18 protein-coding genes and 1 pseudogene are annotated in these 24,485 nt (G+C 33.4%); 10 read left to right on the top strand and 9 right to left on the bottom strand.

All coding sequences use genetic code 11. The features are described 5' to 3' along the window. Nucleotides 1-30 precede the first annotated feature (30 nt). The 9 genes from AB5359_RS05030 to AB5359_RS04990 all read left to right on the top strand — a co-directional run bounded on the left by AB5359_RS05030 (nt 31) and on the right by AB5359_RS04990 (nt 11,127). Nucleotides 31-969 (top strand): beta-galactosidase, encoded by a 939-nt coding sequence (locus tag AB5359_RS05030; RefSeq protein WP_368280002.1) that lies wholly within the window; start codon nt 31-33, stop codon nt 967-969. After that, nucleotides 953-2,584 (top strand): beta-galactosidase, encoded by a 1,632-nt coding sequence (locus AB5359_RS05025; protein ID WP_368287198.1) that lies wholly within the window; start codon nt 953-955, stop codon nt 2,582-2,584. Before AB5359_RS05030 ends, AB5359_RS05025 begins: the two co-directional genes overlap by 17 nt. Further along, nucleotides 2,568-4,007 (top strand): MFS transporter, encoded by a 1,440-nt coding sequence (locus AB5359_RS05020; protein ID WP_231589386.1) that lies wholly within the window; start codon nt 2,568-2,570, stop codon nt 4,005-4,007. The genes AB5359_RS05025 and AB5359_RS05020 overlap by 17 nt, the downstream gene beginning before the upstream one ends. A 12-nt stretch (nt 4,008-4,019) precedes the next feature. Further along, nucleotides 4,020-4,859, top strand: a complete 840-nt coding sequence (locus AB5359_RS05015) for an alpha/beta hydrolase (protein WP_368280004.1) — start codon at nt 4,020-4,022, stop codon at nt 4,857-4,859. 2 nt (nt 4,860-4,861) lie between these two features. Further along, the gene (locus tag AB5359_RS05010; RefSeq protein ID WP_065425539.1) at nt 4,862-5,842 is read left to right on the top strand and encodes an acetylxylan esterase; all 981 of its coding nucleotides are present in this window, start codon (nt 4,862-4,864) and stop codon (nt 5,840-5,842) included. A 31-nt stretch (nt 5,843-5,873) separates the two neighbouring features. After that, a complete protein-coding gene (locus AB5359_RS05005) occupies nt 5,874-6,680 on the top strand; it encodes an AraC family transcriptional regulator (RefSeq protein ID WP_035429835.1) in 807 nt (268 codons plus the stop codon). Nucleotides 6,681-6,748: 68 nt separating this feature from the next. Beyond that, on the top strand, nt 6,749-8,440 hold the full coding sequence (locus tag AB5359_RS05000; protein ID WP_048686076.1) for a polysaccharide lyase family protein: 1,692 nt from the start codon (nt 6,749-6,751) through the stop codon (nt 8,438-8,440). After that, nucleotides 8,433-10,001 carry an MFS transporter gene (locus AB5359_RS04995; RefSeq protein WP_368287197.1) on the top strand — a complete coding sequence of 523 codons (1,569 nt, stop codon included), beginning with the start codon at nt 8,433-8,435 and terminating at the stop codon, nt 9,999-10,001. Before AB5359_RS05000 ends, AB5359_RS04995 begins: the two co-directional genes overlap by 8 nt. Before the next feature lie 505 nt (nt 10,002-10,506). Then, nucleotides 10,507-11,127: a phosphatase PAP2 family protein gene (locus tag AB5359_RS04990; RefSeq protein WP_048686072.1), complete on the top strand. Its 621-nt coding sequence runs from the start codon at nt 10,507-10,509 to the stop codon at nt 11,125-11,127. Between the two features lie 90 nt (nt 11,128-11,217). Here AB5359_RS04990 and AB5359_RS04985 read toward each other — a convergent pair whose 3' ends face one another. From AB5359_RS04985 to AB5359_RS04975, 3 genes are all read right to left on the bottom strand, one after another. Next, nucleotides 11,218-12,573: a C45 family peptidase gene (locus AB5359_RS04985; RefSeq protein ID WP_048686070.1), complete on the bottom strand. Its 1,356-nt coding sequence runs from the start codon at nt 12,571-12,573 to the stop codon at nt 11,218-11,220. 96 nt (nt 12,574-12,669) lie between these two features. Then, a complete protein-coding gene (locus tag AB5359_RS04980; RefSeq protein ID WP_048686068.1) occupies nt 12,670-13,995 on the bottom strand; it encodes a C1 family peptidase in 1,326 nt (441 codons plus the stop codon). A gap of 34 nt (nt 13,996-14,029) precedes the next feature. Further along, a complete protein-coding gene (locus tag AB5359_RS04975; protein ID WP_048686065.1) occupies nt 14,030-15,676 on the bottom strand; it encodes an APC family permease in 1,647 nt (548 codons plus the stop codon). Nucleotides 15,677-16,213: 537 nt separating this feature from the next. Between AB5359_RS04975 and AB5359_RS04970 the strand changes: the two genes are divergently transcribed. Beyond that, entirely contained in the window at nt 16,214-17,584 is a 1,371-nt protein-coding gene (locus AB5359_RS04970) for an APC family permease (RefSeq protein ID WP_003649259.1), read from the top strand. Between the two features lie 208 nt (nt 17,585-17,792). On the opposite strand, the pseudogene AB5359_RS04965 reads toward AB5359_RS04970, so the two are convergent. The 6 genes and pseudogenes from AB5359_RS04965 to AB5359_RS04940 all read right to left on the bottom strand — a co-directional run bounded on the left by AB5359_RS04965 (nt 17,793) and on the right by AB5359_RS04940 (nt 24,470). Beyond that, nucleotides 17,793-19,493 (bottom strand): annotated as a pseudogene (locus AB5359_RS04965) (adenine deaminase C-terminal domain-containing protein). A gap of 64 nt (nt 19,494-19,557) precedes the next feature. Then, nucleotides 19,558-20,607 (bottom strand): ABC transporter substrate-binding protein, encoded by a 1,050-nt coding sequence (locus AB5359_RS04960; RefSeq protein WP_048686061.1) that lies wholly within the window; start codon nt 20,605-20,607, stop codon nt 19,558-19,560. Between the two features lie 28 nt (nt 20,608-20,635). Beyond that, nucleotides 20,636-21,640: an ABC transporter ATP-binding protein gene (locus AB5359_RS04955; protein ID WP_368280006.1), complete on the bottom strand. Its 1,005-nt coding sequence runs from the start codon at nt 21,638-21,640 to the stop codon at nt 20,636-20,638. Between the two features lie 10 nt (nt 21,641-21,650). Then, nucleotides 21,651-22,439, bottom strand: a complete 789-nt coding sequence (locus AB5359_RS04950; RefSeq protein WP_003649255.1) for an ABC transporter permease — start codon at nt 22,437-22,439, stop codon at nt 21,651-21,653. Continuing rightward, the gene (locus AB5359_RS04945; RefSeq protein ID WP_003649254.1) at nt 22,432-23,262 is read right to left on the bottom strand and encodes an ABC transporter permease; all 831 of its coding nucleotides are present in this window, start codon (nt 23,260-23,262) and stop codon (nt 22,432-22,434) included. The genes AB5359_RS04950 and AB5359_RS04945 overlap by 8 nt, the downstream gene beginning before the upstream one ends. A 323-nt stretch (nt 23,263-23,585) precedes the next feature. Further along, a complete protein-coding gene (locus AB5359_RS04940; RefSeq protein WP_126327861.1) occupies nt 23,586-24,470 on the bottom strand; it encodes an Rpn family recombination-promoting nuclease/putative transposase in 885 nt (294 codons plus the stop codon). Nucleotides 24,471-24,485: the final 15 nt, after the last annotated feature.

Here is a 24,485-nt window from a genome sequence, read left to right as displayed (position 1 = left end):
AAAAATTTTTTTGAGAAAGGAGAGAAAAATTTGAAACTGTATTTTATTCAGAACAATGACAATATTGTGATAAATCCATCGCATATTTCGAATCTAATTAAACAAAAATTTTCTCCCTCAAGTAATTTTGAAATAAAGAGTTTAACGTATAAAGGTGACAAATGGAAGCAAACTGATATTAATCAAGATGATGTTGTTATCCTAGGATTAGGTCATTTATTTAACCCAGAATATGTAAAAGGTGAGATAAAAGCTCAAGTTAGTTATTTCTTGAAGAAAAAAGTTAAAGTCGCTCTCGCAACAGAGTATCGTTATTTTAATTATTATCGAAATTATTTCGATAAAGATTCCGATGGAATGGCTATTCATAATCTAGCCTGGAAAAATAGATTACCGGTTTTAGATGTATACAGTTTTCTTAATTCATGGTATTTAAGCGATGTCAGAAAACAGAGTGATTTAGAACCCGTTAAATATAGAGATAATGAACAGCAAATCAAGTCAGGTATAAAGCAACAATTATTTGAAAATTTTATTTCTACTTGGTTATATCGTAAATTTATAAAACCTAATCATTCCCAATACTTATATGGGGCCTCAATTTATCCTGAAGTATGGAGTGATGAAATCAATGAAGAAGATATGGACCATATGGAAAAAATTGGTTTTAATACGGTTCGAATTGGTGAGTTTTTCTGGAGTAAATTAGAACCAGAAGAAAACCACTATGATATGGAATATCTTCGAAACTTATTAGAGAAATTAAAGAGACATCATCTTAAAGTGATCTTGGGAATCCCTTCCCCAACGCCTCCAAGATGGTTTACATTACATTATCCTGAAGCACGAGTGGTTAATAAAGATGGTCAAGTTGATGAACATGGATCAAGACAACATGTTTGTACGAATAATTTGGTTTTTAGAAAAAAAGTTTATCAACTAACTAAAAAAAATTGCAGCAGTTGCTAATGATTTTGACAACATTGTTGCTATTCAAATTGATAATGAATTTAAATGTCATGTAGACCAGTGTTTTTGTGAATCGTGTAAGAAATTATGGCCGAGATGGTTAAAAGAAAAATACGGAATAATTGAAAATCTAAACAAGTCTTGGGGAACAAATTTATGGAGTGAAAGATATCCTAATTTCGATTCGGTAGTAATGCCGACTAAAACGCCATTTACTCATAATACCGGATTAGAAAATGCTTTTGCTGATTTTACTGCTGATACAGTTAATGATTTTGCTTCCGGAATAATTCAAATATTAATTGATAATACAAAAATTCCAATAACTCATAATTCGTCGATGAACTTTAACTTGAATAACTTTGAATTATTTAATCAGCTGGATATCGCAGGCTACGATACTTATCCAAGGTTTGATCAATACTGGAACTTTCCAATTAATCTTGATTTGTTTAGAAATGTAAAAGATACTAGTAACTTTTATTTGCTAGAAACGTGTACTTCACATGTTGGATATATAGGTAATTATGTTCCACCTTACTCTAAAGGATATTTACCTGTAGAGGTATTTTTAGGATATGCAGCAGGGTTAAATTCGATTTTGTATTGGCCTTATCGTGGGCAACGTGTTGGTGTTGAACAAACGCACAGCGCAGTTGTTACACAAGCAGGAACACCAGATCTTGGTTATGAGGATGTCTTAAAAGGTGAACAGATTTTAAACAGAATAAAACCAATATTAAAAGAAACTACGGTTCGAAAAGCAAAAGTAGCAATAATTTATTCTGATGAAACTAAACGTAAGATGAATACAGAATCGGGTGGAATATATCAATATCGTCCAACGTTTACGGAAGTATATGAAGCAATTACAAGACGTGGAATATCAGTTGAAGTAATTCAACCAAATGCTGATTTTAGTGAGTTTAATTGCATTATTGCTCCGTATATTCGGTCAGTTGACCAAGATTTATTAAATAAATTTAAGTACTTTTCTGAGAACGGAGGTGAATTAATTTTAGGACCTTTAACAGGAGATAGAACGGTTGAAGGAAATTGGCATAATAATGATAATGGATTAGGTCAATTAGGAATCTGGCTAGGTGTAAAAAATGTTGTCCAATATCTTTCTAGTGAAGATAAAACTGCGGCTAGAGTTCAAATAGATAAAAAAGAGGATAGATTTAGTGGTTTAGTTACTTTATTTGATACCGATCATGAAATGAAAGATGTAAAAACGATTGCACCAGTTGCTGGAAACCGATCAATTACATATCAAAACAAAAATGTAGTCTACATAGGTGGAATGCCAGAAAACTGTATGAAAAGTTGTTTTTGGGACTATGTAATTGATAAATATATTAAACCAAATATTGAACAAAGTATTGAACAAATGGACGATGGTATTTATAAATATGAGCGAGAAAATGATGATTTCGTATATATATTTATTGCCAATATGTCTGATAAAGGTAGGGATATTCGAATAGGTAAAGAAAAAATATTTAACGAAAATAATGAAGAAATAAGTGTAGGATTACATAAGTTTGAACCGTATGCATATAAAATTTTTAAATTCAGAAAGAGAGGACATAAAGATGGATGCAATGAGTGATCAACAGCCGTTGGCGGTAAAAGTTAATGGTGGGAAGCCAATACCTAAGTTTGGTTTAAGAGATAAGATTGGTTACGCTTTTGGTGATGTAGGTACTACCTTTTTAATGGGTATTTTAGCCTCATTTGAATCAATTTACTTTACTAACGTTTTGGGAATTTCGCCGGTTATTAGCGGGACAATCTTATCGGTTACAACAATTGTTGGTGCATTTACTGATTTAGCAGTTGGTAGAATGGCAGATAAGCGTCATTTAGGAAAGAAAGGTCGTTTCCATCCTTGGATTAAATCAATGAAGTGGGCATTAGGATTGTCAGTTTTGCTAATCTATATGCCGTTTATTCAAAGTTGGTCAATGGGAGCAAAGATTACATATATTTCATGTGCAAGTATTTTCTATATTGCTTGTTTGTCTGCATTTAATATCCCTTATGGATCTTTAGCTGCTGCTATTAGTTCTGATCCAGATGATAGAACGTCTCTTTCAATTTATCGTAGTGTAGGTTCTGCTATTGGTGCTGGTGGTACAGGATTTGTTTTACCATATCTTGTTTATACGACCTCTAAGACAGGACAGCAAATTTTATCTGGTACTCGTTTATTCTACTGTGCTATTGGTTGTTTTTTATTAGCAATGATCTGCTACACAATTATGTACACCTTAACTACTGAAAGAGTTGTGGTTGAACATAAAAATCCTGTTAAGGGTGGAAAACTAGCCGCTTCATTATTTAAGGACCGTGCACTAATTTCATTCTTAGCAGCAGAAATTGTCATTGTTTTATCAACGAGTTTTTCATCATTCTTAACTACTTATATGTTTTCAACTTACTTCCAAAGTAAGCAAGCTTTATCAATTGCATTATTGTTTAACTATGCCAATACTATTGTTCTTTCATTCTTTGCAAAACCATTAGCTTCAAAATTTGGTAAGAAAAAGATTGTTTCAATTGCCTTATTTATGTCGTCAATTTTGTATTTAGTTGTTTACATTATGCAAATCCATAATGTATGGCTTTACTTAGTTTTGAGTTTCTTTACTACATTATGTTTCTCTATGTTTAATATTATGACTTGGGCCTTTATGACTGACGTTATTGACTACCATCAATATGTTTCAGGGATGCGTGAAGACGGGACTATTTATAGTGTAAATATGTTTGGACGTAAAGTTGCACAAACTTTGAATTCATTCTTTAGTGGTGCAATTTTGACAGCAATTGGTTATAAGGCATCAACAACTGGTAGTTTGACACAATCACCAGAGGTTCTAAGAGGAATTTACGCTTTGGCAACATTAGTTCCATTTGTTTTATTAATGATTGGTGCTTTGATCTTAACTTTCTGGTATCCATTAAGTAAAAAAGAATTAGAGAAAGTATCCGCAAAATTAAAGGTGGTTAATAAGACTAATAAAGAATAGAGAAGAGATAAAATGAGATATTTTTCACAAAAAATAAACTCACCACTTTCTGAAAAAGCAGTATTAGATTGCTATATTCAAAACACAGAGAAATGTGCTCAAGGCAGGAAGAGACCAGCAATTATTATTTGCCTAGGTGGTGGCTATGAAGAAATTGCTGATCGAGAAGGTGAGCCAATTGCAATTAAGATGATGTCTTATGGATTTCAGTCTTTTGTATTGAACTATAGCCTAACGCCAGCCCATTTTCCAATAGCCTTAACTGAACTAAGCACTGCAATAGAATATGTTAGAAAAAATGCTAAAGAATTTCATATTGATCCAGATGCTATTTGGGTAGCGGGATTTTCTGCTGGAGGTCATTTGGCGGCTAGCTTAGGAGTTTATTGGCATACTGATTTTCTGCAAAAATATGGTTATCAAGCCGAAGAAATTAAACCTAATGGATTATTGCTTGGTTACCCTGTAATTACAGCAGGTAAGTATGCTCACCGTGGATCAATTGTTAATTTGCTAGGTAAAGACAAAGCAAATGAAATTGAGTATTTAAATGAAGTATCTTTAGAGTTGCATGTAGATAGATTTACCCCACCAAGTTTCATTTGGCATACAGCAACAGATGATGTTGTACCTGTAAATAATAGCTTAATGTTTGCGAATGCTTTGAAACAAAATGATGTTAAATTTGCTTTGACCATTTATCCAGAAGGTGGTCATGGATTAAGCTTGGGGACTATTGAAACAGCCCATAAAAGTGGTCACGATATTGTTCCTTGCGTAACAAATTGGCCAGAAAAATTTGTTGAATTTGCTAAAAATGTAGGAAATACCTTTCTGAGTGAAAGGAAATGATTATGTTAACTAATTTAGATAAGTATAAAAATTATAAGGGAGTCGGTGAAAGACCAAAAGATTTTGACAAGATTTGGAATCAAGGGAAAAGAAAAGTAGACGAAATAGGTTTTGATTATGAACTGCAAAAAGTAAGTGAGCCTTCAAATATTGTAGATTTTTATCATTTATATTTTTATGGAATCGGTGGAGCCAAAATTCATGCTCAGCTAATTGTGCCTAAAAAATTAACTGGTAAGCATCCTGGACTATTGTACTTTCATGGTTATCATTGTAGTGCAGGTGATTTTGAAGATAAAGTTGGTTGGGCAGCTGAAGGATTTATTGTTCTTGCTTTAGATTGCCGCGGACAAGGAGGTTTATCTGAGGATAATGTTTCTGTAAAAGGGGATATTATGAATGGACTAATTATACGTGGCGTTGAAGAGTGGAATCCAGAGAAATTATATTTTTATCGCCAGTTTTTAGATACTTACCAAGCTGCAAGCATTCTCATGAATATGACTCATGTTGATGAAAAGAAAATATTCATTAAAGGAATTTCTCAAGGTGGAGGTTTAGCATTAGCATGTGCAGGTTTAGTTCCGGAAATTTATAAGGTTCAAGTTGCGTATCCATTTTTATCAGACTATCGAAAAGCATATCAGTATGGACCAACCACGGCATTTGGCGAACTATCTTATTGGTTTCATTATCGCGATCCTCTTCATAAAAAAGAAAAAGATCTATTTAATCTTTTAGATTATATCGATGTTAAATTCTTTGCTGATAAAATAAAAGCTCAAGTATTGTGGGAAATGGGTGGTTCGGATGAACAGGTTCCTCCTGAAACACAAATGGCTGCTTTTAATCGGATTACGTCTAAAAAGAAGATTTATTTGGCTCCAGAGTATGGACATGAATTTATTCCTCGATTAGGTGATGATATTAGAGACTTCTTTTTTGAATGGAATGTAAGCGAATACATCTTATGCTACAATTAAATTGTAACTATAGATGAAAAGCGTAAATAAGATGAGTATAAAATTCAATTCTTCAGAAAGCGAATATCCACTAAAGTTTTATGATATCGGATTAAAGTGGGTACAACATAAAGTTTATCGTCCTCATGGATTCAGATATTATCATTGGCTTCAAACAGATAAAGGTACTGGTTTTATAAAAATCGGTCAAAAAGTAATAAAATTATCTCCCCATCAAGGTTTTCTAATGAGACCATATACTCCCTATTCTTGCTATCCTGATACAGATCAAATTTGGATAACGTCATTTTTAACTTTTGAAGGAACAATGATTGATTCCATGGCATCATTTCTTGATTTAAATGAATTTCAAATTTATCAGGATCTCGATAAAAATCTGGAGAATTTTATTGAGAATAATTACAAGTCATTTACAACGTATGATTATTTATCTTCCTTAGAACAATCTACCTTAATTTATACATTTTTGATGTATTTAAAGCGTAATGCCTATATTAATGAATTAGATTTTTCGCAAAGTAAAATAGTCAATAAAATTATTGAGTACATTAGGCTTCATTATCAAGAAAAAATAAGTAATGAGATGCTTGCATCACTTAGTGGTTATTCTATCCCTCACACTGTAAGATTATTTAAAGCCGAAGTTGAGGTTACTCCAATGGAATATTTAACACGTTTTCGCTTGAGAATGGCTAAGACACTGGTAGATTTTAAGCCAGAGATTAGTATTGATGAAATAGCCTCGTTAGTTGGCTACTCGAATATTTCTTACTTTATTCAACAGTATAAAAAGATGTTTCAAACAACTCCTGGACAGGAAAGACATCATGTTTTATAAAGTAATATTTTAATTATATATAAAAGCCAAGCATATTATGTTTGGCTTTTATATTAGGAGAAAGAGCCATGTTATCTAAATTAAAAGTGCATAGAGAAGATAGTAATAAAGAATTATCTTTAAGCAATAATGAAGTACAAATAACTTTCACTAAACAAGGCTATGTCACAAAGCTCCTGTATAAAGGAAAAAATGTCTTAGAGGGCTTAACAGGTGAACCTCATGATCCAGATAAAAATCGTAGTTTTTATTGTGATTATCATATCGATGGAAAAACAAGACATATGCATATTGATCAAATAAAAACTATTAAAAATAGTGATCAGATGATTCATGTGGCGTTTATTGATTCGAAAAGTGAACTTGGAATTGAATATCATATTATTTTGAAAAATAACGATTCTGGCATTTATTCGTATGTTAAGGCATGGAACAATACTGATCATCCCTTGAAAGTAAACGAATTAAGAACCGTTTATCGGTTCAATCAAGGCTTGTTTAGTTGGAGTACAAATGGAGTTCGATTCGGCAGACAACCTTCATCAAAGGAAATGCTGAGAGGTAAAAAACTCCAAGATGAAACTTATAGGATGAAGCGAGGAGCTTTGTTTTCAAACAGTCAGATTTATTCCAAATATGATTATGCTGGGTACTATAAAGATACAGATTTCTGGGGACAAGCAGGAGATAATTTCGGTGCATGGCTAATTACACCAGATAAATCTTTTTATGGTTCAGGCCCGTTAAATCAAGATCTTATGATTCATTATGATGGATTAATCTTGAATTACTTATTTAGTGAACATTTTGGTAAAGGACTGAATGTTCTGCCAACTGACTTTAAGAAAATGTATGGACCATGGTGTCTATATTTAAATAATGGTTCATTTGAAGATGTAGTAAAAAGAAGCAAGAAAGAAAAACAGGCTTGGCCATATTCCTGGTTGGATGATCTAGATTATCCGTTAGAATTAAGCAATGTTATTGGTCAGATTGGTTCAGCTGTTTCTAAAAAATATGAAATTATTTTGATTAGTAATCCTAAGGATAAAAAGATATTTATCGAGCAACAAAATTCTAATACCTATTATGTTGAGACAGATAAAAATGGAAAATTTAGGTTAAAAAATATTCGACCAGATAGCTATTCCTTATATGCTTACGCTTTAGATGGTACAGATCTTGATGAACATTTATTGATAAAAGATATTTCAATCAATCAAAGAAAGATTGATTTAGGAGAATTTCAAATTCATCCATCTACAAAATCTATTTGGCAAATTGGTTATCCTTCGCACACAACTGATGGATTTAAGTATAGTGATCAGCTGCGTAATTATGTTTGGCAAGAATTAGTGCCTAATAATTTAACATATCGGATTGATCAAAATGATGATTGGTATTATCTCCAAAATGATAGTGGGAAATGGAATATTGAATTTCCTTCTAATAATTTATCTAATAAAAATTTAGTACTTAAGCTTGCGTTAGCGGGAGCAACGCAAAAACAAATGGATCAAGGAAATGGGGTCCTGATTAATATCAATTTAAATGGAAAAAAGATTTTTTCTGAAAGATTTGAAAATGATCGGGCTGCATATCGTTCTGCCTTAAAGAGTGGAAGATATCATCTGATAACAGTGCCGATTACTTATGATCAACTAAAACAAAATCAAGTTAATACTATTAGTTTTACTACTGATGGATATTTAATGTATGACGCAATCCAACTAGGAGAGGAGTGTAAAGAAGATGAATAATAAGAATAGGCTAGATGAATTAGCGACGGGTGGAGAAAATGAAAAAATTCCTATGTGGCGAAAATTAGGATTTTCAGCATTTCAAATGTCTAATATCATGATGACATTGGTTACAACATGGTTAATGTATTACTACACAACATTTTTGAAAGTTCCAATTGTTACCGTAACTTTGATGTTTACAACAGCAAAGATCATTGGTACGATTGTTACACCAATTTATGGCTATTTTTCGGATCGTTTATATCAAACAAAATTTGGTCGAAAGCATGGCAGACGCCAATCAATGTTTTTGATTGGCATACCCCTTAAGGCAATCACTTATATTGTGATGTGGATACCAGGGTTAACAACGCCATTTTATTTCATTTTCTTTATGTTGTATTTTCTTGTAACACCAATGCTTTCTACTTCTCAATTAACTTTGACTTCAGAAATGTCAGAAAGTTCCGGGCAAAGAGCACAATTAGTTGGCTTTAATCAAGCAGGTAGTGCAATTGCTGGTATCTTTGGTTCTTTATTCATTGCTTGGATTTTTAAACTTTGTGGTCAAAATAATCTAAAAAGTTTTGTAATTGCAGCAATTATCTATGACATTATCGGTACCATCATGTTGATTATTTTCTATAATTCTGTTTATGAAAGACCAGTGGATGAATCAACTATTCTTGAAAATAATAAGCTAGTATTATGGGAAAGATTAGTCAATATTTTTTGGAATTTCTTTAGTGCAATTAAAAATAGGTCTTATTGGACTTATGTCTTGATGTGGCAAAGCGAGGAACTTTTTAGAACAATTCGTGGTGATATTAATACTTACTTTATTATTTTTGTATTGTTATTAACGCCATCTGATGTTGCAGTTTCGACTAGTGTTGGTTTCTTCTTTGGTATTTTGTTTCTACTATTTTTTATGTGGCTACAGAGCAAAACGAATGGGATGCTCTCATATCGTATTGGTGCCTGGGCCGGAATTGCTGTCTTTTTGTTCATCGGATGCTTAGCTATCTTTAGACCAGCGCATTTAAGTTTATGGTGGATCGTGGCAATGATTGCGTTGAATTTCGGTATTACAGGGGTTGTTAATTCCTCGCAATATATTTTTACCTTTATACCAGATATTGACGAGATGGTAACTTCGAAGCGTCGAGAAGGTGAATTTGCAGGTATTAATACAACTTTAGATACAGTTTTAGATTCTCTGTTCACTTTAATTGTAGGTGTTGTTTTGCAAGTTACTGGATTTAAACCAGGCGCAAAGATTCAGTCAGCTACAACAGTAAATGCATTGATGATTTTATACATCGCTGTTCCGATTTGCTTATTATTGTTAGGGATTGCTTTTTCTTATATTTGTAAATTAAATGTTGAAAATCATACGATTATTTTGAATGAAATTAAGAGATTACGTAATGGTGGTTCAATGAGAGAAGTTACCCCAAAAACTAAGAAAGTAGTAGAAGATCTTACTGGTTTTAAGTATGAGAATTGCTGGGGTAATAATGATGTGATGAACTATCGAAAGAGTAGGAAAAAGTCGAAAGAAATAGAAATGAATTAAAGAAAAAAGAAAGCAGAAACAAAATTGCTTTCTTTAAATATATAAGCTACATTTAAGGCTTAATCTTTAGTAAAATATAATCCAGGTTCAAATATAGCAGGTAGCTCCTGCTAGAGCTTAGCAACTTTAGCATGGTTATACGCCCCTCAAGCATTTTAAGTTACGGAGGTGGAAGCTCATGCAAAACTGGGTGGACTGGAGAGTTAGATTGACGAGTGATATCTTTCACTATTGCGGTAAGTATTATCTTAGGTGCTCTTGGAACATGTGCCATACGTATCGCAAAAGCTTACGCAATAATAAAAAAAGCTAATCACAAGGATTAGCTAAACTCAAAAATCATCTTAAGTTACGATTGGAGTTAGTGACTCGCACTCACTAACTCCTTTTCTTTTATAATTATACACTAAAAAGTTCATTTATGGTGTGAAAGCGTATGTAAAAATCATATATGATAAATTAAGTGGTAAAATAATAAAAAACATTAATGGAAATAGGAGTAAAAATGAAAAAATATTCAAAAGCAATATATTGGGGATTACCAATCAGTTTAATCCTTGCTATTTCAATTATTTTGCATTTAGGTTGGATTAATGCCTTTGATAATTTCTTTGAAGGATTAGTTCATATTGTGCCTAATTTAAAGGGATTGATGCTAAAGATTACGTTTTTAGCTGATACCAAGGTTGATTTAGTTTGGATGGTTTTAATTGCCGTAATTCTATGGTTTAGAAAACAACGTCCTCTTGCGACTAACTTGGTTTTAACAATGATTACTGGGGATGCAGTAGGTTGGGTAATCAAGCATTTAATTCAGAGAGCACGCCCAGTACAACACTTGGCAGTTGATGATGGATTTAGTTTTCCAAGTGGTCATACCTTAGGAATGGGAATGATTGTAATTTGGATTATTATGGTTCTTTTACCAGTTGTCTTGAAGGATAGAACTAAACGTTTTTGGATTGATTTTCTTTTAATTGTTTGGTTAGTCATCGTAATGATTTCTAGAGTATACGTATATGCTCACTATCCATCAGATGTTTGTGGCTCCGTTGCAATTGCCTTAACTTGGGTTGCTGTCATGCAACTCGTGTTTGAAAAGATTAAGCAAACGATAAATAAATAGTGAACAAAATAGGGTTAAGCGTAAATGCTTAACCCTATTTGTGTGAGTAGTTTTATAATTATATTTCTGATTAAGTTAATAGAAATTTATTTAGTCAAATAATGTCCAAGGTTGACTTGGTCTGTCATACAGATAACCTTTTTGCCAGTTCCATTCTGGATGTTGCTTCATAAAGTCTTTTGCATCAAATGGCTCGCCATCGGCTCTGCCAAAGATGCCCCACATATTCAAGTTTTGAATATCAGTAGCATCTGCGCATTTACCATCGCATGAGCCACCTGGGAAGAATGGAACATTCCATACACCATGTGGATCATCAGCATAATATTGTGGGTCAACATCATAGTGAGCACAAATATTACGTGAAGAAGCACATTGATAACCAAGATATGGATCATATTTATCAGCTAAAATCTTTTTAGCTACTGAATCGTCAATTGTGCCTGATACTTCTGGCAATAATTGCTCAAAGCGAGCCCGGCGAGCACCAGTTTGCTGACGAGTATCATTATAGCCGTTGTCGACACACTCAAGATTGCGAATTCGAGGATTATGACAAGCATTGCAGCCATAGTAGAAACCATCAGTTGATTCTAGTAATTCTTGATTCTTTAATCCTTGTTCATAACGGGCAATTTCACCGGTATTAATATTGCAAAGAAGCCAAATATTAGCGTAGCCACCGTTATTCCCTTCATTGACTAGTTTTACCCATTGGTCAATATTATTAGCATATTGAGTAGCTTTACGAGCCCGGATAAATTCTGGCATCCCGTTTACATCATAACCAACAAATCCAGCAATAGTGGTTTCAGTAATGCCAAGACCTGCATCTGTTACGTAAAAGTCGGTCATTGAATCGATGTAGCCAGGAACGGTTTGCATCTTAAAGGCATGACCATTAGTTGGGTGAACTTCTTCGCAAACGTTGAAGTATTGTCCACTCCAAAAATCGTCAAAACTTTCGTGAGCAATGACAGGTTTTCCATCCCGCGTAGCAGATCCAGTTGCAACAAAACCAGAGCAGTGTGATCCGCGTGGACCTTGAGGTGGATTGTTTGAATAGTTAGCTGCAACTTGTGGCCACCAATAGCCGGTTAACTCCATCCAATCGTTCCAGCCGATAATGTCGTCAAGGCTAGTTTCAAAGCCATTTGCTGTAAAGCCATCAGCCATCCCTTGCATTTCTTCTAGGTATTCTTCAGAAATTTTATTTTTATGCAATTTAACAGCTTCCTGAACAAAGAATGAATAATCCATTCCATATAGTTCAAGAGTCATATGTGTGTAAACACGAATTGCATCCCTGAACTCATCAGTTAAAAGATAGCCATGTTGAAAGCCAATTTCATAGGGATCTCCCTGAACTGATAAGTAGTGCCAGCCATTGAGATCTTTTTTACTAGCTTTTGCAATAATTTCTTTTTGCGTATCTGTTAATGTCATAGTATTTGCCTCTATGTTTTACTTTTAAAAGAAAAAGCTAGATGAAATTGTCACCTAGCTTTTAAAAATTTTATAGCTATGGGAGCTTTAAAGCTACTAAATTGGGTTCATTGCGTTCCAGTATGGAAGCATTACAGGTTCTTTTTCGTATGCGGCAAGTTGCTCATCAGTTAAATACTTCTTGTTGACAACTGTTTCGTAAGTGTATTGTTCCATCCAATCGTTACCCATAATGAAGTAACCTTTGTGACCAGGCTTATTGCCCCAAGAGTTTTGAATCTTCCATCTAATTGGCTTGTCATCACGCATGTCAACACCAGAAATAAGCATTGCGTGTGTTGGAAGACTTTCACGATATTCAAATCTCTTGGTCTTATCAGTACCTAATTTAATTCCAAATGAACGATCCCAATCAAATACCTTAGTATCTAACAAGCCGGCGTTTGGAGCCCATTCTTGCAATACATCACAACCAAACCATACAGGTTCATCATCTTTCAATTGCTCAATGGCGGTCTTTTCCATATCTTTCATTGAAACGTTAAAGTAACGACTTGGTTGACCACCAACCATATTTCCAGAAATTTCAACGCCAAATGGAGTGTTATATGGATAATTTTCACCTGGTAAGTTCATTAATTCAACATAATCATCAAAGTTAATGTTAACGAACTTCTTGAAGAATTCCATTGGAGTAACTTGACCAGTGGTGTGGTATTCATTGTTTTCGTCACGATATTCATAAGTAAACTTCTCTGGAGGAGTACCTAAAGAAATAGCTAAGACACGATAGTTTTCTGCGTTTAAGTGGTGAAGAACACTCTTCATCTTTTCATCAGATGCATCGCTGTTTGCTAAATCACGTAACTTTAAGGCATCCTTTTGTAATTTTCTATTAAACATCCGGTTTAATTCCTGAGAGTTAGCACTGACTGCATCTTCAGGCATAGCTTCAAATGGAACAATACCGTACTTCTCAATCAAATCAACTAATAATTGCCAGTCACCACCATCTTGTTGTGGAGTAGTAAGTAACCAGTTAACTAAACGATCTGATAGGGGACGATCAGCAGTGTTAATAATGTTTTGATAGAAGTAATTAGCTTTTTCTAACTTGTCATAGAAGTAAACATAAGTGCCAGATAATTCCATATCCTTGATATGATGTTCTTTTTCCACGTGATAGCGGATAAAGTTTAAACCTGAAAAGTCCCAGCAACGGCCAGATTGCTTTTGGTTCATAACTTTGTTTGAGTCAACATCAACTGAAAATACGAAGGGTTGAGAATTAATTACGCTTTGGTTCGTAATTGATTTCTTAATGCCATTCTTCATGACAGCATTTTGTGTATTGCGGTACTTTGGAGTATCTAAAAATTCAGATCTAACTTGTTTTAAATCTTCATTATCAATTTGTACCATAATATAATCTCTTTTCTTTAAATCGATAATTTATTTAATTTTTACCAGTAGAAATATTATTCTCTTCATCAGCTTTAACTACATGCTCAGAAACTTGTTGGTCTGGCTTGTATGGACGCTTGATTGGCATACCCATTGGATTTTGATCTTTAGACATAAGTGTAGTAGGTACATTTGATAATACCTTGCCAGGCTTCTTAAGACCTTCAATTTCCCAAGTAAACGGAGCAAATTCATTATCTGGATTTACCCAATCGTGGTGCTTTGAAAGTTGATACAAGGCTAGACAAATAGCAAGAATAATTGCAACTAAAATTACAATTACTGAGATATAAATAGCTGGTGAACCAACTTCTGACTTAACTTGTGCAGGTGGATAAATAGCTAAAACAATCGCAAATACGCTTGAAATTAACCCTATACCAGCAACGATCCATGCACCGACCATACCGCCAGGAACTTTAAATGAACGTGGACGGTTAGGTTGATCGTAACGTAAACGTAAGAAAGCAGTGAACATTAAAATGTAGTAGATCATGTATAAAACGGTAATTGTTTGTGTTAGTAAAATAACGAATCCTTCAACATTTGGAATTAATTTTACTAAGTAGGCAATAATCGTCATACCTGCAATTTGCGTGTACATTAAGTGAGCAGGCATATTATGCTTGTTCTTTTCTTGAAGCCAATGTGGTAAAAATCCACTACCGCCAGCTTGACCAAGCATAAATGAAGGACCAGCCATGTTGGTAACAACCATCGCAATTGTGTTGCAGAGCAACGCCCAGACAAGAACCATGTATAACCATGGCATTCCGATAGTTGATCCTAAAATCCTGAATACAGAGTAGAGAGTGTACAAAACGTTAATTTGTTTTTCAGGAATAATCATCGCAATGATGACAGTACCAACAACGAAGATTAAGAAGGCAAGAATAATAGAAATAAACATTGCCTTGGTAAAGTCCTTTTCAGGGTGCTTCAGTTGCTTAATGTGGGCGGCGTTCATATCAATACCAGTGTATGAGAAGAACACACCAGCAGCTAATGCTAAAGTACTCATTCCATTCCATTTAGGAATTAAATCTTTTGGTGTCATTGGAATAGCAGGAGTATGTCCTTGAGCTACCCAAACAATAGCTAAAATAACCATGACTGCTAAAGGAATTAAACTTCCGATAATAACACCGTATTTGGCAAGGTTTGAGAAAGTTTTAACACCCTTAGTTGCTAAATATGCTAAGACCCAATATAGGATGATCCAACCTGTCATGATTAATAACTCATGCTGTGGGTTTTGAGCGAATTTTACAGCGGCATCATAGTTCGGTGTATAGAACATAATCGTGGCAGTAAAACTAGGCATTCCCATCCCAAAGTTCAGCATTGTCTGGAACCATAGGATAAACAAACAGGTTAGTCCCCAGCCTTTACCTAAACCTTCACCAACCCAGCGGAAGATTCCTCCGCGGTTACTCCAACCAGAAGCAAGTTCAGCCGCAACCAAAGCGGTTGGGATGAAGAAGCAAATAGCTCCGATTGCAAAGTACGTTACTGATGCAAGTCCGTAGAATGATTGCTGAACATCATTTGCAAGACCGGCAACCATAGATACATTCATCATTGTCAAGGCAAGGACGGATATATAGGTCTTCTTTGTTTTGGTTTTTTCGTCTTCCATGAAAATACCAACTCCTTACTAGAAAGGCAAAAGAAGCTAACTAAAAAGATGCTTAGCTTGTGATGATCATTAATAATAACTTATGTTATAATCAATTGATTAAAAAACGCTAAATTAATTTAAAATAGCGATTTACACGAGTTTTCATCAAAATAGAAAGTTTAAATATTTCAAATAGATATTTACATAACAACTTGCAAGCTAAAAAATAACTATCTATTCGTTTCTTAAGATAGTTTCTTATAGACGAAAAAGCAAATAAAAGGAACCGCTTAAGTAATAGTTTTTATCGAAATTCACACTATAGTAATAAATAATAATAAAATAACATTAATGAATGCCGTATTAATAAAGAAAAGGTATTCGTATTATAAAATTATATTTTTTATAAATAGTTAATATTTTATAGGTAAGTTAGATTGTTTTATTGAACTCGGTTTCTTTTATTTGCTTTTAAAAAAGACAATAGTTATCGTTGAGGTGAGAGTTAATATTTTAAATTAATAAAGTGAACAGTTTCAAAGGTGGTAAGTACTTATGGTTAAGAAAACTGTTCCTAAAAAGTTAACTTTTATGTCGATTTACTTTTTGGGAATTAACGGAATTATAGGTTCTGGGGCGTTTTTACTTCCACAATCTATCTATAAAGACATGAATTTGCTTAGTGTAATTGTTTTACTATCTGCTGCCTTAACAGTTGGTTTAATTGCTTTGTGTTATGCAGATTTGGCGAGTCGTTTTACAGGATCAGGAGCTGCATGGCTATATTCATATAACGCTTTTGGTCGATTTGCTGGTTATGAACTAGGTGTATTTACCTGGTTTTTGGGTTGTTGTACTTATGCAGCTGAAGTCGTAGCATTTTTAACAACGCTTAAGAGTTTTGTACCTGCTTTTAATCAAAGCTCAATATATTTTGCAGTAGGGATCGGATTGATCCTATTATTCTCAATAATTAATTTCTTTGGTCGAGCTTTAGTTAAAGTGATTGATAATACTTCATCAATTGCAAAGCTTTCAACGATTATTCTATTTATTGTGGTTGGGATGTTCTTTATGCATATTACGAACTTCCATCCAGTACTGCCAGTGGCTGCTGCAAAAGGCGTAGGACCATTCTTCCATCACTTTGGTGCAGCATTCAGTGTTGTCTTTTATTTGTTTAGTGGCTTTTCATTTATTCCAATTGCTGCTTCGCAGATGAAAGATCCAGCTAAAAATATTCCACGAGCCTTAGTTGCAGTAATGGTAAGTGTAAGTATCTTATATACATTAATGCTTTTAATTGCTATCGGTATTTTAGGTCATAAGATGTCTTGGTATACCATTCCAATTGCAAATGCCCTTAAGTCCGCTGTCGGTGAATGGGGCTACATTATTATCATTATTGGAGTTGTATTAAGTATCTTTGGTGTAGCATTTACCTGTTCATTTAATACGCCAGCTTTAATTGCTTCACTAGCGCTCGAACACCAATTATTACCAGCTTGGGTAGGTAAGAAGAATAAGTTTGACGCTCCATGGGTTGGTATTATTCTGACCGCTGCGGTAACTTTGCTTTTGATCACGCAATCTTATTTGTTCTTAGTTGGCTGTATTGTTTTAGCATCATTTGTTCAATATGTACCATCGATTTTTGCTGTAATTAAGTTTAAACACACAGGTCAATATCCAAATCATGGCTTTAAACTTCCCGGTGGTTATACGATTCCAATTTTGGCCTTATTAGTAGCATGCTACTTAGTATTTAACTTTACTTGGGAAACCATCTTACTTTCAATCATTGTAGCAGCTGTAACTGCCATTCTTTATCTATTCTTGGGTAAAAAGAGATTGGCAAAGATTGGCGGTATTCCTACTGCAATTAGGGAGCAGAAGAATCATCAAGACGCTAAGAAACAAAATTAATTTTTTTGAAGTATATTTCAATTTTTAGCAATTTATGTGCTGAAATGAAGTATACTTCATTTTTTTATGAATTTAAGGCAAATTTGAAGTATAATTCAAGAAAATAATTTAGAAACAAAAATACGCCATTTCTATCTAATTTAAATTAGGTAAGAAATGGCGTTTTTTGTTAGTTATTAGAATTTAAGAAAAAGCGACTATATAAGCATTATAATTTCTCAAATAAAGGTATTTTTTCCTGAGATTTTACATCGAACAATCCTTTATCAGAAATTTTTATTTGAGGAGAAACCAATAGAGACAGTGTTGAAAATGACATAATTTCGTTTGTATTTTTATATCCTAAGTCTTGCAGAGTATGTCTAATGTTACTAATTTTTTCTCCTAATTTTGTCATTGGTTCATCACTAACAACTCCGCCGATAGGTAATGGAGCATCTTCTATGATTTCGTCTCCTTTAGCAACCACATAACCACCTTGTTCATCTATTAATTGATGTTGTATTTTTAGCATAGCCTTAATGTTTGTTCCCATTATCATTATATTGTGATGATCATGAGCCCAGGTGGCTCCAACAGCACCGTCTTTAGAAATTCCGCGATCTACTAGTCCTAAAGTGTAGTTACCATTGTTTTTGTCATAACGGTCTTGCACCATAATAAGATTTAAGTTTGCTTTTTTCCATTGCACTTCATGATTTTTAACTTCTAGTTTTACTTAAATATGATTGGTAAAAGTTCCAACAGGATTAATTTGGATTACATTGGCAACTACTTGACCATTGTTAATCAGATCAGTTTTTAATTTGAAATCATTGATTTCTAGTTTAGGAGCTTTAACTGATGATCTTAGAGAAGGCAAGAATTGATAATCAGATTTCTTAAATTTGTTTTCTATAGGAAGGCCATTTTTGTATACGGTATTAATAGATAATGTTCTAGGATTGTCTAGAATTATAAAATCAGCTATTCTTCCTGGTGCAATACTTCCGCGATCCCATAAGCCCATATGTCTTGCAGGAGTATATGTTGAAATATAAATTGCTTGCTCTGGGGTCATTCCCATATCAATTGCTTTCTTTACTAAAGCATTTAAGTGGCTATGAAGAAGAGTATCAGGCATTGAGTCATCTGTTACAAGAGCAACATGTTCGAAAAAGTCATTTTTAATGATAGTGTCAATTACATCTTGATGCATAGACTTTAGTTGGACTTCTACAAACATTCCATTGCGAACTTTTTCTTCAACTAGTTCGGCAGTTTGTTGAGTATGATCAGTTGTAATGCCAGCATAAATGACCTTTGTTAACTCTTCTCCAGTGTAAGCTGGAACGTGACCTTCAAGTGGCATTGTAGGGTGGATGTTTCTACACGTTTTTATTATTTTCTTGATTAAAGTATTATCAGGGGAAGTCATACCTTTAAAGTTCATTACTTCATCCAAACATATGAAGCGGGGATCCTTTAATAGCTCTTTAACTTCATCGGGACCAATTTGACCACCAGTAGTTTCCATATGTGAATTAGTTGAAGGAACTGATGATGGTATTCCGAAATAGATGTCTATTGGAGAAGGCTGATTAATAAAATTTTTAAGACCTTTTATACCAGCGACGTTAGTAATTTCATGATCATCTGCAATAATTGTCGTTGTACCATATTTTCCAATTGTTTGTCCCATGATTTCTGGTGTTGTCATTGAACTATCAATATGCATATGAGCATCAACAAAGCCAGGAATAAGATATTTGCCTTTCAGATCTATAACTTTTTTAGCTGTAACGTTAGCTAGATTATCGCTAATCCAATAAAATTTATCATCTTTTATAGTTACATCGCTGTGAATGAACTTTTTCAAGAAGACATTGAAAACTTGAGCGTTTTTAATTAATAAATCTACCTGTGTCATGTGTTGCTCCTTATAAATAAAAGAGTTGGTAATTCCAACTCTTTTATAATGTTTGCGTTAAAAACTAATTATTCATTATCTTGTTCCATTGGTTTATCCATTTGGAAATATGGCTGTTAACATAGAAGAAATCAATGGTTTTAGCACGTTTAGCTACGTCACCGTAAGTTTTATTAGCTGCCTCTTTTTTGCTTAAATTAACTTGTTGATTAACAGGAGCGTTATTAAGTGATTTAGTATTAGCAACTTTCTTTTGCACTGATTCGCTTAAACGGTAATTAATATATTGATAAGCTGCATTCGTATTTTTACTATTTTTCAAAATAGAAACATTATCATAGTTAGCATAAGTGCCAGAAGCTGGTACGAAATATTTTAAATCAGGATTAGTTGCTTGAAGCATTCCGACAGCATAGTCACCTACAACTGCAGCACTAATTTCTCCAGTCTTAAACATATTACTTAAATCAGAACTTTGAGTATAAGTTTTTACGATGTTAGGTTTTAATTCCTTCATTGCTTTAAATGCGGCAGTACCATCATCTTTAGTAACTTGGGTACCAGCATGATCTCCGGCAATATATAGCATAGCAGGGCCAAATGTAGTAGTCATATCTGGAACGGATATTTTTTGCTTGAGCTTATCAGACCAAAGATCGTTCCAATCTTTAATGTTTACTTTTTTAGGATTATAAATAATTCCTACACTATTTACTGTATAGGGAACAGTATTGGTTTTCTTAGCTAATTGCTGTTGATCTTTAGATAGATACTTGAAATTTTTGATTTTTGAAAAGTCTAGTTTTTTAAATAATTTCTTTTTTGCTCCTGTAACAGCATTATTTTGAGCGAGTTCAATAACATCGACATTAGAGTTGGGATTATGTTCTATTTGAGTTAGTCGAGTTGAACTGTCTCCAAATTGAGTTGAGACTTTGACGTTATATTTTTTTGAGAAGGGATTTAAAACATCTGAGCGCATTTGCTTAGTAGATAAGCCAAAAGTTGAAACTACCAATTTCTCACTTGATTTTGATGAACAAGCAGAAGTACCGATTGCAACACCAGCAGTAATTAAGATAAGGGACCAAAGATAAAACTTTTTGAATTTCATGATATTCCTTTCTGAAAATAAAATTCAATTATTCTGATAGAGGATGAAGATGTTTAGCTGGGAGAGTGAGAGTTACTGTATCTCCTGAACTGCGCATCTTTGCTCTAGCTTCTTCAACTTGAAAAATTCCTAAATCACTTGTAATTGTGTATTTAAAACTTTGTCCTAGATATTCACGAGATGTAATAGTTCCTAAGAAAGAGTTTTCTGAATGATTATCTTGATCAAGAAGAATATTTTCTGGTCGAATGGTTAAAATTTTGGCATTGCTGTTTGATTCTTTTGTGGTTAGCAAAGTGTTTTTAACTAGAATATGATGGTCGTCGTTTCTTTCATTAGAATTTATAGAAATGAAGTTATCGTAACCTATAAAACGAGCTACATATTCTGTACGAGGGTGATGAAAAATATTTTGCGGAGTATCGTATTGCTCGATGTGACCATCTTTCATAATTAAAACTTTGTCAGAAATTGCGAAACATTCTTGCTGATCATGTGTAACGAAAAGAACAGTCATTTTTAAACGTAATTTTGCATCTAAGTTGCTTAGAGGTTCATCCATCAATAATAATTGTGGATTTGTAACTAAAGCACGTGCTAAAGAAACTCTTTGTTGCTGCCCTCCTGAAAGTTGAGCAGGGTATTTTTCCTTTAATTGATAGAGTCCTGTTGTGTTAAGGATTGAAGTAACTTTATCTTTTATTTCATCTTTAGAGACTTTATGCATTTTTAAACCAAAAGCAACATTATCAAAGACATTTAGATGAGGAAACAGAGCGTAGCTTTGAAAAACCATCCCAAAGTTTCGTTTATAGACTGGAATATTTGTAATTTGTTTACCATTGAGTAAAATTTGTCCCTTACTTTCTGGAATTAAGCCAGCAATAATTCGTAATGTTGTAGTTTTACCACATCCAGATGGTCCTAATATTGAAACTAAATCACCGTCTTTTATATTGAAAGAAATATTTTTTAAAATGTTGTTTTTTCCATCGTATGACTTAACTAAATTTTTAATTTCTAAATTTGCCAAAATAATACCTCTATTTAGTAAGACTATTAATCCCAATTGCTTTTTCGACTAAGACCATCATTAAAGCTGTAAAGATCATTAAAAGAACGGAGATAGCTGAAACTGTTGGATCATAATTGTTTTGCAGATAATTTAAAATTGCTGGCGGAAGCATTGTTAGAGAAGGACCATTCATAAACAATGAAATTGGAATGTTGTTGAATGAGTTAATAAAACACAGCATAAAAGCTGCAATAATACTAGATTTAATATTAGGTAAAACTATTAAGAAAAATCCTTTTCTTGGTGAGCATCCATATATCCAGCCTGCTTCTTCTATGTGTTTATCCATTAATAACATGCTGGCTGTCACTAGGCGAATTACGTAGGGTAAACATAATAAGAAATGACCTATAACTAGACCTATAAAGACTGGGATTCTTAGAGTAACAACTACGGCTTGATATAGGGCAAAACCAATAACAATTTCTGGGATTAATGTAGGGCTGAGGAAAAATGATTGAAACCAAGCGGCATGTTGAATATGAAATCGAGTTAGTGCATAAACAGCTGGAATACCAATTAACAAAGCTAAGCTACTAGCTAAAAGAGCCACTATTAAACTTGATTCAAAACCAGAAATAAAGTCAGGTTGCTGAAAAATATTCGCATACCAATTAAAAGTGAAACCTTTTATAGGTAAAGAAATTGAACTCTCAGTATTAAATGACGTAATAATAACTAAAATTAAAGGAATCAGTAATAACGCTAATATGATAAGTGAAATAGCAGTTAAAACTTTATTTTTTCGATCAAGCACGGCTAGGTCTCCTATCTAAAAAGTAATTTATTTTTTTCATAATCCACATAGATAGTGCAGAAATAATAATTAAAATTAGAGCAATTACGCTAGCTTTTTGCCAATTACCTAAAGTCATTGCTTGTTGGTAAATTAACGTAGACATAACCAAATGACGATTTCCTCCCAAAATTTGAGGAGTAGTATAAGCTGTCATTGTTCCTGCAAAAACCAAAATGCAGCCTGTGAAGATTCCTGTCGTTAACTGAGGGATTATTATTTTAAACAAAGTTTGTAATGGAGTAGAGCCAAGTACAGCAGCAGCTTCTTCCACTTCTAGATTGAGTTCAGAAATATTACTAGTTAATGTGATGATCATAATTGGTAAAAATAGATAAATGGATCCGATTATGATTGCTAGATTGGTATAAAGCAGTGACAAGGGATGATTAATTAAATGCAAATTTAATAAAAATTTGTTTACTATGCCATCTCGTCCTAGGATGATAATCCAAGCGAAGTTTCTGACAACTGCGTTAGTTAACATTGGAAATAAGATTAGGATCATTAAAATTTGTTTAATGGATTTTTTCTGACGAGCAATCCATAGAGAAATGGGTAACCCTAAAATTAAGACAAGGATAACTGTTACGATAGCTATAAAAAATGTTCTTCCAATTATTTGCCAATTATAAGTATTCCTTAGGAATGTAGAATATAGTCCCCAGAAACCATATCTAGTTTGAAATGTAGGAATAATGATTTGAATAATGGGAAAAAGTGCGAATAATAAAACTCCCATAAAAGCTGGAAGAAGTAACCAAATGACTGATTTTCGATTCATTTTTAACCTCCGATTTGTCTATTAGCTTAAATGATTGTAAGTCTAAAGTCAATGATAAATACGAATATTATTAAACATATGCTTGTCTAAAGATTGCATTTATGCATAAATAAAGCTGATAAAAATTTTTAATAATGAATCAGATAAATAAAAACACGAACATTAAAAAAGAAATAATGTTTTTGTAAGATATAGCATTACTATAAATAATTGGATATAAAAAAACTGATATACCGGCGTTGTGATTATAACGTCTGCATATCAGTGCTGATTTTTTATTTTAGATTTTAATTTTGAAAATTATACACAAAAATATAAACGCATTAGTTTTTATGCGAATCATACATAGCAATAATTTTTCCTAATTTTTCATTGGGAATCAGTTTCAAATTTCTAACAAATTCTGTAGCTTGTTCCAAAGTACTGCCATTATTCAGTTGATTTTCGAGAATAATTTTGGCAGAATCTATTTTTCCTTGCTCTAATCCCTGTTTAATACCGTGCTGCATTCCTTGCTCATAGCCTGCTTTTCCTGCAGCTTGTTCTCGTTCTAGCATCCTTGTTTCGTAAAGCATGATTTTTTCCCTCATTTCTGGATCTTCATTGATTTCCTTGATTCTTCTTTGCGCATAATCGAAATGTTTATTTAATTTAACTGGCTCATTATTCATCAGTTTAGCTAGAGCTTTTAATTCTTCGCTTTGACCTTCAGCTGAAACTTGTGAATTAATGATAATCTTTGTCACGCCATCTTGCGATTGCTTTGATCTATCTTGATCAGAATAAGTATGGTACGACTCATAAAATTTATCATCTTTCTTGGGTTTGAAATTACAGAGAAAAATAATGAAGGCGTCTTTCAAATTTCGATAGGTCTTTCCTTTATTTAAAGTATAGCGTAGATCAAGTCTTGAAAGATAGTAGCGCATGCGTCTACCAATATCATCCTGATCCGTTGTTTGCATTTCTATATTAAACACGCGTCCTTCATGGTCTGTGACTAAAACATCAAGTCTAACTTCTTTAGCTTCGTTCTTACGTTCAGAATTATTAATCTCAACTTGCTTATCTAACCAATCAATCTTCTTGATCTTTAGATCTGGAATGATGATTTCAAGCAAATATTTACAAAAATCCTTGTTTTCCATCACCATCCCAAACACTTTATCTTCTGTGAACCCAAACCATGGTTCAATCTTTTTAACCATATGAGCAGTCCTCTC

This window comes from Lactobacillus sp. RTP31084st1_F9_RTP31084_210423 (assembly GCF_040919545.1).
In the GTDB taxonomy this organism is placed as follows: Bacteria; Bacillota; Bacilli; order Lactobacillales; family Lactobacillaceae; genus Lactobacillus; species Lactobacillus paragasseri.
This window is presented reverse-complemented; position numbering and strand designations above follow the sequence as displayed.